The organism is Streptomyces sp. GL_141, assembly GCF_057834385.1.
The window spans coordinates 4,062,935-4,079,309 of the sequence record NZ_CM174402.1 but is presented as its reverse complement, the minus strand read 5'-3'; the positions used below and the strand labels follow the sequence as shown (position 1 = coordinate 4,079,309).

General features: G+C 71.7%; 13 protein-coding genes. 10 read left to right on the top strand and 3 right to left on the bottom strand.

The window, feature by feature from the left end; translation table 11 throughout:
- Positions 1 to 80 precede the first annotated feature (80 nt).
- Both AC3IX6_RS17780 and AC3IX6_RS17775 read left to right on the top strand, forming a co-directional pair.
- Complete coding sequence (locus AC3IX6_RS17780) at positions 81 to 2,177, top strand: FG-GAP repeat domain-containing protein (RefSeq protein WP_489371102.1); 2,097 nt, start codon at positions 81 to 83, stop codon at positions 2,175 to 2,177.
- 130 nt (positions 2,178 to 2,307) lie between these two features.
- Positions 2,308 to 3,057 carry a hypothetical protein gene (locus AC3IX6_RS17775; RefSeq protein ID WP_489371101.1) on the top strand — a complete coding sequence of 250 codons (750 nt, stop codon included), beginning with the start codon at positions 2,308 to 2,310 and terminating at the stop codon, positions 3,055 to 3,057.
- A gap of 29 nt (positions 3,058 to 3,086) precedes the next feature.
- Here the strand turns inward: AC3IX6_RS17775 and AC3IX6_RS17770 are convergent, their stop codons facing one another.
- On the bottom strand, positions 3,087 to 3,497 hold the full coding sequence (locus AC3IX6_RS17770; RefSeq protein ID WP_489371100.1) for a PPOX class F420-dependent oxidoreductase: 411 nt from the start codon (positions 3,495 to 3,497) through the stop codon (positions 3,087 to 3,089).
- Between the two features lie 450 nt (positions 3,498 to 3,947).
- Between AC3IX6_RS17770 and AC3IX6_RS17765 the strand changes: the two genes are divergently transcribed.
- Positions 3,948 to 5,102: an IS701 family transposase gene (locus AC3IX6_RS17765; RefSeq protein WP_489371099.1), complete on the top strand. Its 1,155-nt coding sequence runs from the start codon at positions 3,948 to 3,950 to the stop codon at positions 5,100 to 5,102.
- Between the two features lie 17 nt (positions 5,103 to 5,119).
- Here the strand turns inward: AC3IX6_RS17765 and AC3IX6_RS17760 are convergent, their stop codons facing one another.
- Positions 5,120 to 7,045 (bottom strand): helix-turn-helix domain-containing protein, encoded by a 1,926-nt coding sequence (locus AC3IX6_RS17760; RefSeq protein WP_489371098.1) that lies wholly within the window; start codon positions 7,043 to 7,045, stop codon positions 5,120 to 5,122.
- A 284-nt stretch (positions 7,046 to 7,329) separates the two neighbouring features.
- Between AC3IX6_RS17760 and AC3IX6_RS17755 the strand changes: the two genes are divergently transcribed.
- Positions 7,330 to 8,079 carry a methyltransferase domain-containing protein gene (locus AC3IX6_RS17755; protein ID WP_489371097.1) on the top strand — a complete coding sequence of 250 codons (750 nt, stop codon included), beginning with the start codon at positions 7,330 to 7,332 and terminating at the stop codon, positions 8,077 to 8,079.
- 23 nt (positions 8,080 to 8,102) lie between these two features.
- The gene (gene pabB / locus AC3IX6_RS17750; RefSeq protein WP_489371096.1) at positions 8,103 to 10,277 is read left to right on the top strand and encodes an aminodeoxychorismate synthase component I; all 2,175 of its coding nucleotides are present in this window, start codon (positions 8,103 to 8,105) and stop codon (positions 10,275 to 10,277) included.
- Here the strand turns inward: pabB and AC3IX6_RS17745 are convergent.
- Positions 10,204 to 11,229 (bottom strand): transaldolase family protein, encoded by a 1,026-nt coding sequence (locus tag AC3IX6_RS17745; protein WP_489371095.1) that lies wholly within the window; start codon positions 11,227 to 11,229, stop codon positions 10,204 to 10,206. The genes pabB and AC3IX6_RS17745 overlap by 74 nt on opposite strands.
- Before the next feature lie 206 nt (positions 11,230 to 11,435).
- On the opposite strand from AC3IX6_RS17745, the gene AC3IX6_RS17740 reads away from it, so the two are divergent.
- The 5 genes from AC3IX6_RS17740 (at position 11,436) to AC3IX6_RS17720 (ending at position 16,349) form a co-directional block, all read left to right on the top strand.
- Positions 11,436 to 12,605, top strand: a complete 1,170-nt coding sequence (locus tag AC3IX6_RS17740; protein ID WP_489371094.1) for a 3-deoxy-7-phosphoheptulonate synthase — start codon at positions 11,436 to 11,438, stop codon at positions 12,603 to 12,605.
- A gap of 28 nt (positions 12,606 to 12,633) precedes the next feature.
- On the top strand, positions 12,634 to 13,404 hold the full coding sequence (locus tag AC3IX6_RS17735; protein WP_489371093.1) for a 2,3-dihydro-2,3-dihydroxybenzoate dehydrogenase: 771 nt from the start codon (positions 12,634 to 12,636) through the stop codon (positions 13,402 to 13,404).
- A 70-nt stretch (positions 13,405 to 13,474) separates the two neighbouring features.
- Complete coding sequence (locus AC3IX6_RS17730) at positions 13,475 to 14,149, top strand: isochorismatase family protein (RefSeq protein WP_489371092.1); 675 nt, start codon at positions 13,475 to 13,477, stop codon at positions 14,147 to 14,149.
- On the top strand, positions 14,146 to 16,029 hold the full coding sequence (locus AC3IX6_RS17725) for an anthranilate synthase family protein (RefSeq protein ID WP_489371091.1): 1,884 nt from the start codon (positions 14,146 to 14,148) through the stop codon (positions 16,027 to 16,029). Before AC3IX6_RS17730 ends, AC3IX6_RS17725 begins: the two co-directional genes overlap by 4 nt.
- Positions 16,026 to 16,349 (top strand): hypothetical protein, encoded by a 324-nt coding sequence (locus tag AC3IX6_RS17720; protein ID WP_489371090.1) that lies wholly within the window; start codon positions 16,026 to 16,028, stop codon positions 16,347 to 16,349. The genes AC3IX6_RS17725 and AC3IX6_RS17720 overlap by 4 nt, the downstream gene beginning before the upstream one ends.
- The last annotated feature ends 26 nt before the right edge of the window (positions 16,350 to 16,375 follow it).

The window sequence follows — 16,375 nt, the reverse complement described above, 5'->3', positions numbered from 1 at the left end:
ACCCCGCGTGCGGTGGCGGCCCGGATCCCTTCGCCCCACCCGTCAGACCGTCCGCACCTCCCGAAAGGACGAGCGCCACCATGGCCCTCCGACCCCGAACCCGCACCTCCGCACTCGGCGCCGTGGTCGCGGCCGCCCTGGCGCTCGCCTGCCTGAACGTCACCTCCGCGAACGCCGCCACCGTCCCCGACGGGGCGATCGCCACCCCCAACAAGGTCGTCCCCCTCAGCACCACCGGCATGGGGCTCCAGTCGGACAACGGCCGCGAGGCGGACCGGATCGCGGCCTTCGAGGCGGCGCACCCGGCGCTCAAGCGGGCCAAGGCGGCCGACGTGCTCGCCGACACCTCGGGCCTCAGCACCGGCCGCGGCCTGTGCCACCCGACCAACATCGCCGGCGCCCAGGGCTTCTGCTGGAACACCACCGACGACGCCACCGGCTCCTGGATCCCGCAGGGCCTCGCCGGCTCCGGCGAATCCGCGCAGTCGGCGGCCCTCGTGGGGGGCCGCAAGGTGCTCATCACCGGCTGGTACGGAGCTTCCGGCAGCGAACGCATCACCCTGGCCGACGTCACGGACCCCGCCCACGTCACCTACCGGCACGTCCAGCTCGCCGCCCTCAACAGCGCCGGCGACAACTACGGCCCCATCCTCGGGGGCCACGCCAACGGGGTCGTCTGGGCCGGCAGCAAGCTCTACGTCGCTTCCATCGGCAGCGGCTTCGACGTCTTCGACCTCAACGACATCTGGAAGATGGACGTCACCAGCGGCACGGCCTTCGGCCTCGACGCCGACGGCAAGTCCCGGGGCGGGGGGCACGCCTACGTACTGCCGCGCCAGGGCAGCTACGCGTACACCGGTCAGGGCACCGGCTGCGGAAGCTACGCCGGCGTCCCCCAGCGCCCCTGCATCACCGCCGCCTCGCTGGACCTCTCCGGCGCCCAGCCCGCCCTGGTCACCGCCGAGGGCGATCCCGCCGCGGTCGAGGCCAACTTCGGGAAGGCGTCCGCCCCCGTCGTCCGCTGGCCCATCGACCCCGCCACCGGAGTGCTCAAGGCCGACACGGCGGGCCGCGTGCAGGCCGCGGCGGCCTTCGCGTCGCCGATGGGCGGCACCCAGGGCGTCGCCATGAACAACGGCCGGATCGTCCTCGCGGGCGCCTGCCCGGAGTTCGTCCCCGCGGCGAACCAGCCGGACCAGAACAACATCCGCCAGTACGCCGGCTGCCTCTACGAGACGGCCCCGGGCGACCCCGTACGGCTCGTCACGCGGACCCAGGTGAATCCGGAGAACTTCTCCTACTGGCCGGGGACCGATCAGCTCTGGCTGGTCAACGAAGCCCCCGGCGACCGCACCGTCGTCAGCATTCCCTGGCCCAAGCCCCCGGCGGGGATGACCCGCCTGGTCGCGGCGGACTTCACCGGTGACGGGAAGCAGGACCTCACCGGTGTGGAGAGCGCCACGGGCATGCTCTGGCTGTACCCCGGCAACGGCGCCGGCGGCCTCGGTGACCGGATCCAGATCGGCGCGGGCTGGGGCGCGATGAACGAGCTCACGGCCGCGGACTACACGGGGGACGGGAAGCCGGACCTGCTGACGGTGGACGCCTCGGGAGTCCTGTACCTGTACCCGGGCTCGGGGAGCGCGGCCGGCATGGGCACGCTGGGCGCCCGCACCCAGATCGGCTCCGGATGGGGCTCGATGCGGGAGCTGACCGCGCTGGACGCGAACAAGAACGGCAAGACGGACCTGGTCGCCCTCGACGGGGCCGGTGCGCTGTGGGTCTACCCGGGCACCGGTTCGCTGAACGGCACCAGCACGCTGGGCGCGCGCACCCAGATCGGTTCGGGCTGGTCGGCGATGAGCAAGCTGACGGTCCCCGGTGACCTCGACGCGGACGGCAAGTCCGACCTCGTGACCGTCGACTCGGCCGGCGTGCTGTGGAAGTACCCCTCCACGGGCACCCTGAACGGGATGAGCACCCTCGGCTCCCGCGCCCAGCTCGGTACGAACTGGAACAGCATGCGCCAGCTGGTGGGCGCCGACTTCAACGGCGACGGCAAGGGCGACCTGGACGCCGTCCAGGCCCCCGACGACGTGGCCGGCGCGCTGTACTTCTACCCCGGCAACGGCGCGGGCGGTCTCGGCAACCGCACCCAGATCGGCACCGGCTGGTAGCCGCCCGCGGGCGACCGCCGTACGCACGGCCGCGGTCACTTCCGGCATTCGGCAGACCGCCGAAGCCGGAAGTGGCCGCGTTCGGCGTTTCCCGGGGGTACCCTCCCCGCCGGGAGAGGGGTGGGACGGGGTGTCCATCGCGGAGTTGCAGGTGTGTGCCGTCGAGGCGGCCGACGTCACGGGCGGGGTGTGCGTGGTGCGGTGCATCGGGGGAGTGGCGCGGGCCGGGCAGGCGTACGCGGCCGGCGAGCTGCGGACCAGGCTGCGGGGGATCGAGCGGTACGGGCGCACGGTCGGGTCCTTCGACGCGGGGCACGTGGCGAAGGTGCACCTCACGGGGCCCGTCGTCGCACTGCTCGCGCGCGGGCAGGTGCTGACGTACATACCGCCGGACGGGCACGCGCTGGCCGACCTGGAGGAGTGGCTGGCCACCGGGCCCCCGCTGCTGGAGGAGCCGCATCCGGAGCAGCTGCGGTCCCTGGCGACGAGCCGGATGCAGGGGGAGGAACTGCCCGACCGGGTGCGGCTGCGCTGGGGCCGGGTCGCGCTGGCCGCCATCGAGCGGTCGGACCGCTCGGAGGAACGGCCGTACGTACGCAGCTACTTGCTCCGGTGCTTCGGACCGGGCGAGGACGGGGATCCCGACCGGGACCCCGCCGCCCTGTGCCGGGACGTGCTGGCCCGCTTCGAGCTGACCCCGGCGCAGGCGGCGGCGCAGGCCCGGGTCTGGCGGGACCTGCCGCGCCCCGACATCCTGCGGCTGCGCCGCATCAAGAACCTGATCCGCTGCACGGAACCGGCCCGGCCGTACCTCGCGCCGACCGACCCGCTGGCGGTGGCCGTGGACGCCTGGACGGCGGTGCGCCCGGGGCTTCCGTAGCGGCTCGGGCAGGGGTTTGGGCCAGGGGGTCAGCGGGCCGCGTTGCCGAGCACCTTGGCCGGGGTGAGGCGTACGACGACCCGGACCTGCTCGGCCGGGGCGTTCGCATAGTCCGCGCCCGCGCCCGGGCCCTCGTACTCCTCGGCGATGCGGACGGCGACGGCCCGGCCGGTGTCCTCGGTGACGGTGGCGGTGCCGCGGATCTCGGCGTAGAGGAAGGGGTTGGCCAGGTCGAAGACGGTGAGGCCGATCCGGGCGTCCCGCACGATGTTGCGCTCCTTGCGGCGGCCACGCTCGGTGGAGATCAGGATCTCGTCCCCGTCCCGGGTCACCCACACCACCGAACTCTGCGGACTGCCATCGGGGTTGAGGGTGGCGAGCACCGCCGGGTGGGGGGCGTCGAGGAGCTTGCGTACGGTCTCGTTCAGTACGGGAGTCATGTGCGGAACGGTAGTGGGGGTGCCCGCACCCCTCTAGTGGGTTTCGCACGGACCCGGGCCGACTAGGGAAGGTCGGCCGGTGCGGGCCCAAGGGTGCGGCCCAGCGGTGCGGGCCGAGCGGTGCGGGAGCCGCAGGCCGGCGCGGTGCGTGGTGGCCCGGCCACCTCGCCGCGGCCTCCGGGGCGCTGCGGGTGGTGGCCCGGTCACCACAGGGGAGCGCCGCCGGGCGGTCCCGGCGGGCCCCGGCGCTCCGGACCCGCTCCATAGCGGCCGGAGCCCGTGCCACGGCCTCCCCCGGGCGATCGGCCGGATGCCGCGGGACACGCCGGTCTGATGGTCCGCCCTGCACGCGGGGCCGAATGTGTGTGACGGGTCCACCTGGTTCTCGGACCGCTCCCAGCCGCAGGGTTGAGGAGCTTGAGAGAACACGGGGGAAGGGATGGATCCGTAATGACCGTCACGAGTCTTGAACGCCTGGACTCCCTGAGCAGCCGGTTCGTACCGGACCTGGTCGTGGGCGAAGTGTGTGCCGAGCTGTTCGCCTCGCTGCCGCGGATCGACCAGCGCCGCAAGGGGGAGCTGTACCTGCGCGGCCTGCTGCAGGCCGAGGGGCGCAAGTCGATCCGCAACATCGCCGCGTACGTCGGAGACCGGGCGGCCGAGCAGAGCCTGCACCACTTCATCGTCTCCTCCACGTGGGACTGGGGCCGGGTGCGGGCCGCGCTGGCCTGCTACCTGGAGCGGTCGCTGCGGCCGCAGGCCTGGGTGGTGCAGCCGATGGTGATATCCAAGGCCGGCACGGAGTCGGTGGGCGTCGACCGGCGGTTCGTCCCCGAGCTGGGCCAGGTGGTCAACAGCCTCGCGGCCTACGGAGTCTGGGCCGTCGGCGAGCGGCAGAGCAGCCCGGTGAACTGGCGCCTGACCCTTTCCCAGAAGTGGCGCGACAGCCTCGGACCGCAGTCGTCGAACGCCGAGGTGTCGGAACTGGGCTCCACCCCGCTGGAGTTGATCGCCGGAGCGGTGGAGGAGCTGCGGGGGTGGGTGGGGCAGCCCCGCCGGCCCGTGGTGCTCGACGTTCCCGACCTCGATCCCGCGGCGGTCGCGCGGCGCTTCGAGCCGGGCGGAACGCACTTCGTGGCCACGGCCCGCGGCTCCATGCGGGTGCGGTGCGTGGACGCGGTCCTGCCGGGCGCGGCCAACCGCGAACTCGCCGCGCACCAGCTGCTGCTGATGGCGCGCACCCTGCGCCGGCCCGTGACGTGGCGGGACCCGTCGACCGGGCGTCCCCGCGTCAGCCTGGTGGTCGCCGTGCGCGTGGAGCTGCCGCAGGCTCCCAGGCCGCAGCTGCTGTTCGGCGAGTGGAGCGATCCGCGCGGCTGGCCCGACCAGTGCTGGGTCACCGACATGACGCAGGCGCCGCCGAGCGCGCTGCTGCGGCTGGCGAAGCAGGCGGGGCAGGTCGATGCCGACTTCGCCGACGTCTCCCGGAAGGTGGGGCTGACCGACTTCGGCGGGCGCTCTTTCGAGGGCTGGCACCGGCACACCACCCTGTCCTCCGCCGCGCACGCGGTCCGGGTCCTCACCCAGCGGGCCGGGGACCATTAGCGCCGCCCGTGCCGGGATCAGCCGACGACGTGCCGGTTCTGCCGCCGCCGCTCCTGGTTGAGGGCCCGCCGGGTGCGCTGGAGCTGGAGGGCGAGCTGCACCTGGAGCGCCTGGGTCGGCTTCTGCCAGTCCTCACCGAGGATCTCGGTGATCCGCTCCAGCCTGCGGGAGACGGTGTTGGGGTGGACGTGCAGCGACTCCGCCGCGCGGGAGGGGCTGTTGGCCGAGGCGAAGTACGCCTCCATGGTGCGGATCAGCTCGGTGTACTGCTGGTCGTCGTAGTCGAGCACCGGACCGATGGTGTCGTTGATGAACCCGGCGATGTCCGGCTTCTCGGAGAGCAGGACGCCGAGGAAACCGAGCTCTTCGGGGGAGGCGCTGCTGCCGGGGCCGGTCAGTGCGGCCACCGCGTCCAGGCAGCGCCGGGCCTCCTGGTACAGGTGGACGATCCCCGCCGGGCTGTCGGTCGGCCCGGCCGAACCGGCGGTCACCGGCTTGCCGAGCACCTCGGAAAGCTCCTTGGACGCCGTCCTGGCGATCTCGCCCGCCGCGGTGCCGGGGAGCAGCAGCACGACGAGGTCGCCGTCCACGCTCTTGAGGCCGTGGTGGCGGTTGGCGTACGAGGTGGCCCAGGCGGCCACGCGGCCCTGGATCCCGCCCTCGGGACGCGCGATGACGACGACGTGGGGTTCGTCCAGGTTGAGCCCGAGGCGGCGGCTCTGCTCCGCGATGAGCGTCGGCGACAGCGACGGGCCGCGCAGCAGGTCGTGGAAGAACTCGTCGCGCACGTGTCCTTCGGCGGCGGCCATGCGCTGGTTCATCAGCAGCACGACGGCGGTCACCTGGGCGGTGAGGGCCAGCAGTTGCAGACGGTGTTCGGTCATCGGCGCGTCGGTGGCCAGGACGAGCGTGCCCAGCATCTCGTCGCCCGCGGCGACCGAGGCGACCCACACCCCGTCGTCCGCCTTCTGGGGCTGCCGGTCGGTGTGCGCGTCCAGCAGGGCGGTACGGATCTTGGCCTCGTCCAGTTCCGGGAGACCGCCGCCCGGGCAGGCGAGGGTCCGGCCGGCCGCGTCCTGCACGAGGAGGGTGCCGCCGAGGTCCTTGGCCGCCTCGGAGGCCAGGATGCCGAGGCCGCCGCCGCGCAGCACGAGGTCGAGCAGGCGGCCGTGCGCCTCCCGGAGCTGGCGGGCGGTGGTGGAGGAGTCCAGGGCGCGGGAGGTGCCCTGTTCCAGCTCGACGACTTCGTACCGGGTCTGCTCCAGCAGGCGGGCCTTCTCGATCGCGACCGTCGCGAGGTCGGCGAGGGAGCTCATGAGGGAGGTCTCGTCGGGCGTGAAGTGCCGGATGTTGCGGTCCGCCACGTACAGGGCGCCCCAGGTGGTGCCCTGGTGCCTGAGCGGGATGGCCATGACGGCGTGCAGGCCCTCGGCCTGCACCACCTCGTCGATGACCTTGCTGTGCCGGAAGCTCTGGTCGTTCATGTAGTCGGCCGACCAGAACGGCGAGGCTCCGTCGACGGCCCGCTTGCCGACACCGCCGTCCATCGGGACGGCGAACCCGATGGTCAGCGCCGAGGCGTGGCCGTCCGCCGAGCGGACGAGGGAGCATCCGCTCTCGGGGTCGTCGAGGGCGACCCATGCCATGTCCAGCCCGAGCAGCAGGCGGGCCCGCCGCGTGATGACCTTGAGCAGGCCGTCCACGTCGTACGGAAGCGTCAGGTCGCGCGCGGTGTCCACGAGAGCGGCCAGGCCGGCTTCGCGCTGCTGGCGGCGGACGAAAAGTGCCCGGACTCCGAGGCTTTGGTCCCTCGCCCTGGTCAACTGGGCGAGCGCGGCACCGGACATGCCGGATTCGCGCGCCTTTCGCACGGCGTCCTCGAACGCGGATGCCGGCGCCTCTCTGTTCAGCAGTTCCAGCATCTCGTAGGCATGGTCGACCACGTCTATACCGCCCCCCGGTTCACAAGCCGTTCACAACCGGACCTTTGGGGGTCCAATCGCTCTCTGGCCTGCATGAACGTAGCTCTTGAGGCAAGATCTGGTCAAGAATCTGGAGGGCGTTGGTCGAGGTCAGAGACGCGGAGGGTGATCGGGCCACCACTCCCCATGATCGATGCTGTCACCTGGACACCTTCTGGCAGGTGCCGCCCCGACGGCACTGTGATCACCGAGCGCTCTGGTGACGTCACCAGCGTGACCACGACTGTCGATGTTGGAGAAGTCCCATGTCTCAGGTGTCCGAGATCCACGATGAGGCCCGCCTCAAGAGCTTTGAGCGGTCCCTGCTGCGCAGCCACCTGTCCTTGACCAGGGAGGACCGTCCCCGGGAGTTCACGCTGGCCGGCCGGAACTGGGACCTGTTCGACGAGGTGTTCGCCCCCGTCTACTCCCCCTCCACCGGGATCGCCCTGGAGCTCCTCGGACTCGGCCACCCGCAGGAGACCCCGCGGTCGGGTGCGTTCCTGGAGATCGGCTGCGGCACCGGGGTCGTCGCCGTGATGAGCGCACTGGCGGGTTACGACCGGGTGGTGGCGGCCGACATCAGCCCCTCCGCCGTGGAGAACGCGCACGTCAACGCGGACCGGCACCGGGTGACCGACCGTGTCAGGGCCGTGCACAGCGACCTGTTCTCGGGGCTGGCCGAGGACGAGCGCTTCGACATCATCTTCTGGAGCTCCAACTACGTGATGGGCCCGGAGAGCTACGAGTACAAGTCGGTCCACGAGCGGGCGTACGTGGACACCGGCTACCAGACGCACCGCCGGTACCTGGAGCAGGCCGTGCACTGGACCACGCCGGGCGGTTCCGTACTGCTGCACTTCAGCGACCGCGGTGACCTGGCCGCGCTGCACGAGATCGCCGCCGACTGCGGTCGCGAACTGCGCCTTGTGGCGGGCCAGCGGGTCCGCGAGGGCGAGTACGGCGAAGACATGGTCGAGCACATGCTGCTCGAGATCCTGCCGTTCGGAGTCTGAATCAACACCGGGGGAGTTTCATCGTGCGCACGCTACTTATCGACAACTACGACTCTTTTACGTACAACCTGTTCCACCTTCTGACCGAGGTGAACGGCAGGGAGCCGGAAGTCGTCCGCAACGACGATCCGCACTGGAGGACCGGCCACCTCGCCGCCTTCGACAACATCGTCGTCTCGCCGGGGCCGGGCACCCCCGGCCGGACCGCCGACTTCGGTATCTGCGCAGAGACCATCCAGCGGACTGACCTGCCGCTGCTGGGCATCTGCCTCGGACACCAGGGGATCGGCCTGATGCACGGCGCCACCGTGGACCGCGCGCCGCAGCCGCGGCACGGGCGCACCTCGCCCGTCCTGCACGAGGGCACGGACCTGTTCGCCGGGCTGCCCTCGCCGATGGAGGTGGTCCGGTACCACTCGCTCGCCGTGACGGACCTGCCCGACGAGCTGGAGGCCACCGCGTGGACTCCGGACGGAATACTGATGGGGCTGCGGCACCGTACGCGCCCGATGTGGGGCGTGCAGTTCCACCCCGAGTCGATCTGCAGCGAATACGGCACGGAGCTGCTGGCGAACTTCGCCCGGCTGAGCAGGGAGCACGCGGCCGCGCGCGTACGCGTACCCGCGCCCTTAATCGCCTCGGAGCCCGCAGCCGCGTCCGCACCTGAACCCGCGTCCGCACCCGAACCCGAACCCGCAGCCGCAGCCGTTTCCGAGCCGGCTCCGGAGTCCGGGCCCGCACCGGTCCGTGAGCTGAAGCTGCTCGCCGGCCGCATGGCCACGGACTGGGACGCCGAGGCCGTGTACGACCGGTTCTTCCGCGGCAACGACCACGCCTACTGGCTGGACAGCAGCCTGCCCGGAGCCGACCGCGGCCGCTTCTCCGTGATGGGCGACGCCACCGGCCCGCTCGCCCGGGTGGCCACGGCCGACGTGTGGAGCAGGGTCGTCACCGTGGAGTCGCGGCGCGGCGACGGCGGGCTCGTCGCGGGCCCCTTCATGGAGTGGATCGACCGCGACCTGAGGTCGATCCGCACCGAGCTCCCCACCGGAGACGACGCGCTGCCCTTCGACTTCGCCCTCGGCTGGGTCGGGTACCTCGGCTACGAGCTGAAGGCCGAATGCGGCGGCGACCTCGTGCACCGCTCGCCCGTGGCCGACGCCACCATGGTCTTCGCCGACCGGGCCCTCGTGTTCGACCACGTCACGCACACCACCCATCTCCTCGCGCTCGCCGAGGGGGACGACGCCGAGGCGCAGCGCTGGCTGACCGAGACGGCGGAGCGCCTCACGCGGCTCACGGGCCTGCGGCTGCCGGTTCCCCACGCCATCGGCTCGGGCGGTGAGATACGGCTGCGCCACGACCGCCGCGCCTACCTGGGGCTCATCGACTCCTGCCTGGAGGAGATCACGGCGGGCGAGAGCTACGAGGTCTGCCTGACCAACATGGCGGAGTCCGACACCACCGTCGACCCCTGGGCGGCGTACCGCGCGATGCGGCGCACCAGCCCCGCCCCGTTCGCCGCCCTGCTCCAGTTCGGCGAGCTGTCCGTGCTCAGCAGCTCGCCCGAGCGGTTCCTGCGGGTCTCCGGCGACGGGCTGATGGAGTCCTCGCCCATCAAGGGCACCCGCCCGCGCGGCGCCACCCCCGCGCAGGACGCGGCCCTGGTGGCGGACTTGCTGAGCGACGAGAAGGACCGCTCGGAGAACCTCATGATCGTCGACCTGGTCCGCAACGACCTCGGCCGCTGCGCGGTACCGGGCTCGGTCGAGGCCGACGACCTCTTCCGGGTCGAGCACTACGCCACGGTCCATCAGCTGGTGAGCACCGTACGGGCGCGGATGCGGCCGGAGCTGACCGCCGTGGACTGCGTCCGCGCCGCGTTCCCGGGCGGTTCGATGACCGGCGCTCCCAAGATCCGCACGATGCAGATCATCGACCGTCTCGAGGCGGGCCCGCGCGGGGTGTACTCCGGGGCCATCGGCTACTTCTCGCTCTCCGGCGCCGCGGATCTGAGCATCGTGATCCGTACCGCGACGGTGACGCCGGACCGGGTCCGGTACGGCGTCGGAGGCGCCGTGGTGGCCCTGTCGGACCCGGACGCGGAGTACGAGGAGACGGCGGTCAAGGCTGCCCCGTTCCTGGCACTGACGAATGCCCGCTTCCCGGAGAGGCAGCGGCAGACGATCTCGTCATGACCTCCCAGTCGTGCTGGAGGCGGGTGAGCACCTCCGTCTCCAGCACGGCCGCGACCTCGGACGAGGGGACGCCGAGCCGTTCGAGGGCGGCCAGTGCGCCCTTCGCCTCCCCCTCCCTCGTGAGCAGGGTGTCCCCGCCCAGGGCCGGCCGGCGGGCGGCCTCCTCCAGCATGTCCACCGACAGCGCGAGCGCCGTGTTCCAGCCGATGAGCGCGCCCACGTCGGTTCCCCCCGTGGTCCACAACAGCCGTGGCTGCAGTGCGCCGTTGGCCCGCAGCACCCGCCACCAGTCCCCGGACAGCCGCTGCTCGCGGAGCCGGTACATCGTGCGGGCGACGGCCAGCCCCGCCGCGCCACGGACCTCGTCGCCCGGGGCGACCCCGAGCCCGTCCAGCCGGGACTCGATCTCCGCGTCGAACAGTCCCACCGGGAACGAGACCACCATCGAGACCTCGCCCAGCGACCGGCCGGACGCGAGCGAACGCTCCAGCCCGTCGACGTAGGCGTCGAGCACCTCGGCGTACCGCTCGGCCGAGAAGACCAGCGAGGCGTGCACCCCGATGCCCTCGGCCAGGCAGTCGGCCAGCGCCTCGACTCCCGCCGGGGTCGCGGGAATCCGTACGAGCGCGTTGGGGCGCGCCACGTGCCGGTGCAGCGCGCGGGCCGCCGACCGGAACGCCCGTGCGTCGTGGGCGTGCAGGGGGGACACCGGTACGGAGACGTGGCCGACGGCGCCGTCCGTCGCCTCGAACACGGGCCGCAGCAGGTCGCAGCTCCGCCGGAGCAGCGTGAGGGCGCTGCCCGCGGGCGCCAGGGCATTGTGGAAGTGGGTGCCCAGGACCGGATGCCGGACGCTCTTCGCGAACTCTTCGGGGCCGCGCGCACCCAGCCATGGCGAGACGCCTTCGGACACCAGTTGTTTCAGCAGGTCTCGTGCTTCTTGACTCACCACGGTCCCGACCTTAGGTCGACGCGAACCCGCGCCGTCGGTGGAGGACTGTCTCTGTGTCAGGTGGGAGCGGACCACCGGTTGCCGACGTGACCGAAAGTGTCGCCACCTGACGAATCGGTGAACCCTCGGTGGTTGCCCCCACCTTTTCTTTGCAGGCTTCTCGCTGCATCCGATGTCACGGCAGGTTCAGTACCGGGAGGTGCCACATGTACGGTGTCGCGCGCTTGAAATCATCGCCGGCGGGCCAGCAGCCCGTTTGGCCCGACGAAGACGCTCTGCTGAATGCGCGGGCCGAAATCGAGGGCTCGGCCGCTCTTGTACGCGCGGAGGACGTCGAGGCCCTCCGGGTACTGCTGGCCGCGGCCTCGCGGGGCGAGGTGCAGATCGTGCAGGGCGGGGACTGCGCGGAGGACCCCGCCGAGTGCACCCCCGGATACGTGGCGCGCAAGGCGGCGCTCCTCGACGTGCTCGCCGGAGTCATGAAGGCACGTTCGCTCAAGCCCGTCATCCGAGTGGGCCGCCTCGCGGGACAGTTCGGAAAGCCCCGTTCCAACAACACCGAGATCATCCAGGGCATCGAACTCCCGGTGTACCGCGGCCACATGGTCAACAGCCCGGAGCCCGACGCCGAGAGCCGCCGGCCCGACCCGCAGCGGCTGGTCGCCGGCTACCGCGCGGCCGCGGCCGCCATGCGGTCCCTGGGCTGGCACGGAGAGCAGCGACGCTCCGCGGCCGAGGCCCCGGTGTGGACCAGCCACGAGGCCCTGCTGATGGACTACGAGGTCCCGATGCTGCGCACCCAGCCCGACGGCTCGGTGCTGCTCACCTCGACGCACTGGCCCTGGATGGGCGAGCGCACGCGGGAGCTGGAGGGCGCCCACATCGAGCTGTTCGCGTCCATCTCCAACCCGGTCGCCACCAAGGTCGGCCCGAAGATGACCCCGGCCGAACTGGTCGAGCTGTGCGGCCGCCTCGACCCGTGGCGCGAGCCGGGCCGGCTGACGCTGATTTCCCGGATGGGGGAGGGCACGGCTGCCGAAAAGCTGCCGGAACTGGTCCGCGCGGTCCGCGCGGCCGGGCACCCCGTCCTCTGGATGTGCGACCCCATGCACGGAAACACCGTCAGTGCGCCCGGCGGCTACAAGACCCGCTACATCACGTCGGTCGTGCGTGAGGTCGAGGAATTCCAGGAGGCCGTCAACGAAAACGGCGGAGTCGCGGCCGGACTTCACCTGGAGACCACTCCGGACGCCGTGTACGAATGCGTCCGCGACGAATTCCACGTCAGCCAGCTGGGTGAGAAGTACACCTCATTCTGCGACCCGCGCCTCAATTCCGATCAGGCGGTCGAAGTCGTATCCGCCTGGCGCGGCTGAGGCTGAAAGATAGAGGGGTGTTCCCGCCATGGAAGGAAAAATCGCACTCGTCACCGGAGCGGCCGGCGGCATAGGCGCGGCCATCGTCCGTGCGCTGGCCGCACTGGGTGTCCGGGTGGCCGCGGTCGACATGGACGCGACCCGGTTGCGCGACCTGGCCAAATCGGTCGTCGAGGAGGGTGGCCGCGTCGACGCGTTCCCCGTCGACGTCACCTCCAGCGCGGAGGTCGAGGCGCTGGTGGACGACGTGGAGGTGCTCCTGGGGCCGCTCGACTTCCTCGTCAACGCCGCCGGAGTGCTGCGGCTCGCCGAGGCCCGTGCCCTCACCGACCAGGAGTGGAGCACGACGTTCGCGGTCAACACCACGGGCGTGTTCCTCGTCTCGCGCGCCGTCGTCAACCGCATGGTGCCGCGCGGACGCGGGGCGATCGTCACGATCGCCTCCAACTCCGCGGGCACCGCGCGTACGGAGATGGCCGCGTACGCCGCCTCGAAGGCGGCCGCGACCATGTTCACCAAGTGTCTGGGCCTGGAGGTCGCCAAGTTCGGCATCCGCGCGAACATCGTGGCGCCGGGATCCACGGACACTCCGATGCTCACCTCGATGTGGCAGGACGAGAGCAGTTCGAAGGCCTCCATCGAAGGGGTGCCGGGCTCCTACCGCGTCGGCATCCCGCTGGGCAAGATCGCCCGTCCCGAGGACGTCGCCGAGGCGGTCGTCTTCCTGCTCTCCGACAAGGCCGCGCACATCACGATGCACGACCTCACGGTGGACGGCGGTGCGGCACTCGGTGCCTGAGACCGGTGCGACCCGTCAGCCAACCGTCAACGAGACCGTCAACGAGACCGTGAACGAGAGGGAGAAACGCATGGCAGGCATACCTGCTATCAGCCCTTATCCGATGCCCTCCGCAGCCGACCTGCCCGCCAACTCCGTGGACTGGGAAGTCGACCCGGACCGCGCCGTGCTGCTGGTGCACGACCTCCAGAAGTACTTCCTGACCGCCTTCCCCGCCGGCGAGCAGCCCGTCGTGGACCTCTCCCGCAACGCCGGAGCGCTGCGCGTCCGCGCGGCGGCGCTCGGCATTCCGGTCGCCTACACGGCGCAGCCCGGCGGCATGACGCCCCAAGAGCGCGGCCTGCTCGCCGACTTCTGGGGTCCGGGCATGCGGCCGAGCCCCGAACACCGCCAGGTCGTGGACCCGGTGGCGCCGGCCGCCGGGGACTGGATGCTCACCAAGTGGCGCTACAGCGCCTTCTTCAAGACCGATCTGCTGGAGCGGATGCGCGCACAGGGCCGCGACCAGCTGATCATCTGCGGCGTGTACGCCCACGTGGGCGTCCTGATGACGGCGGTGGAGGCCTTCACCAACGACATCCAGCCCTTCCTGGTCGCCGATGCCATCGCCGACTTCAGCTGGAAGGAGCACCGGATGGCGCTGGAGTACGCGGCCGGCCGGTGCGCCGCCCTGACCACCACGAAGGAGCTCCTCACGGCTCTCCCGGCCCGGACGGGCGCGTACGCGGAAAGGGTGTCGGCATGACCGCGGACCAGCTGGGCCGGATCCTGACCGACCGGCCGCCGGCCTTCGCGCTGATCCACCGTCCGGAGACCGCTCCCGACGGCCGGCTCGACCTGTTCCTCGGTTCGTTCACCGAGGCCGCGACCCTGGCCGACGTACCCCTCGGTGACGTCGTGCCGGGTGCCGGCGCGCGCCAGGACGTACTCACCCTGATCCCGTACCGGCAGCTCGCCGAGCGCGGCTTCGAGGCACCGGACGACGGCACCCCGCTGCTCGCCATGGTGATCGAGGAGCAGCTGCGGGTGCCGCTCGACTCCGTGCTGCGGCAGATCCCCGGCGGGTCCGTCCACCTGGTGCCCGGCGGCGACTTCGACATCGACGACGACACCTACGCCGAGACGGTCCGCCGCGTCATCACGGACGAGATCGGCACCGGCGAGGGCGCCAACTTCGTGCTGAAGCGCTCGTTCGTGGCCGACATCAGTGACTACTCCGTCGCCACGGCGCTGCGGGTCTTCCGCAGGCTGCTGGAGGGGGAGACCGGCGCGTACTGGACGTTCGTCGTGCACACCGGCGACCGCACGCTCGTCGGTGCCTCTCCCGAGCGCCACATGAGCGTGGCGGGCGGCCGGGCCGTGATGAACCCCATCAGCGGCACCTACCGCTTCCCCGCCTCGGGACCCGAACTGCGCGGCGTCATGGACTTCCTGGCCGACCGCAAGGAGGCCGACGAGCTGTACATGGTCGTCGACGAGGAACTCAAGATGATGGCCCGGATCTGCGATTCGGGCGGCCGGGTCGTCGGGCCCTATCTGAAGGAGATGGCCCGGCTCGCGCACACCGAGTACTTCATCGAGGGCCGCACTTCCCGCGACCCGCGCGAGATCCTCCACGAGACGCTGTTCGCGCCCACGGTCACCGGCTCCCCGCTGGAGAGCGCGGGCCGGGTCATCAAGAAGTACGAGCCCCAGGGCCGCGGCTACTACAGCGGCGTGCTGGCCCTCATCGGCCAGGACGAGAACAGCGAGCGCACGCTGGACTCGGCGATCCTCATCCGGACCGCCGACATCGACGCCGGGGGGCGGATGCGGATCGGCGTCGGCGCCACCCTGGTCCGCCACTCCGACCCGCTGTCCGAGGTCGCCGAGACCCGCGCCAAGGCCGCCGGCCTGCTGGCCGTGTTCGAGGAGCCCGTACAGAGCCGCTTCGGCGACCACCCGGAGGTGCGGGCGGCACTCAGCCGGCGCAACGACACGATCGCCGGTTTCTGGCTGGACGGCGAAGCCGGCCGCGCCCGGCCGGTCCCGCCGCTCGGGGGCCGCAAGGTGCTGGTGGTCGACGCGGAGGACACCTTCACGGCGATGATCGCGCACCAACTGCGCGCCATGGACGCGCAGGTCACCGTCACCCGCTTCGACGAGCCCTACGACTTCGCCCCGTACGACCTCGTCGTCATGGGCCCGGGACCGGGTGACCCGCGCGAGGTGGACCACCCGAAGATCGCGCACCTGCGGGCCGCGGTCGACACCCTGCTCACGGAGCGGCGGCCGTTCCTCGCCGTGTGCCTCAGCCACCAGGTGCTCAGCACCAAGCTCGGCTTCGGCCTGCGGCGCAGGGAGCAGCCCAACCAGGGGGTGCAGCGGGAGATCGACCTGTTCGGGCGGCGCGAACGCGTCGGCTTCTACAACACCTTCGCGGCGCAGAGCGCGGCGGACACGGTGGAGGTTCCCGGCCTCGGCACGGTGCAGGTGTGCCGGGAGGCGGAGACCGGCGAGGTGCACGCGCTGCGCGGGCCCGGCTTCCGGTCGATGCAGTTCCACGCCGAGTCGGTGCTCACGGAGGACGGCGTCCGCATCGTCGGCGAGGCGCTGGCCGGACTGCTGCAGGAGCAGCTCGTATGAAGGCGACGGTGGCCTGGTGGGATCTCGCCGGCTCGGGGCACACCATCGAGTCGCTGCGCTCGTACCTGCGCGACGAGGCGGTCGACCGGTTCGCCTCGGTCGAGGGCCTGCGGCTGAAGTTCTGGATCGCCGATCCGCAGACCGAGCGGTGGGGAGCGGTGCTGCTGTGGGAGTCCGCGGAGGCGGCGGCCCGGCCGATCGCCCCGCGGGCCGCCGAGCTCATCGGGCGGGCGCCGGTGCAGTACGCGGTGTTCGACGTCGAGGCGACGGTCGAGGGGGTTCACACGCTGCCCGGGCTGCCGGGCCCCGGCCTGATCTGAGGTGTGGTCCGGTGCCCGGTCCGGGG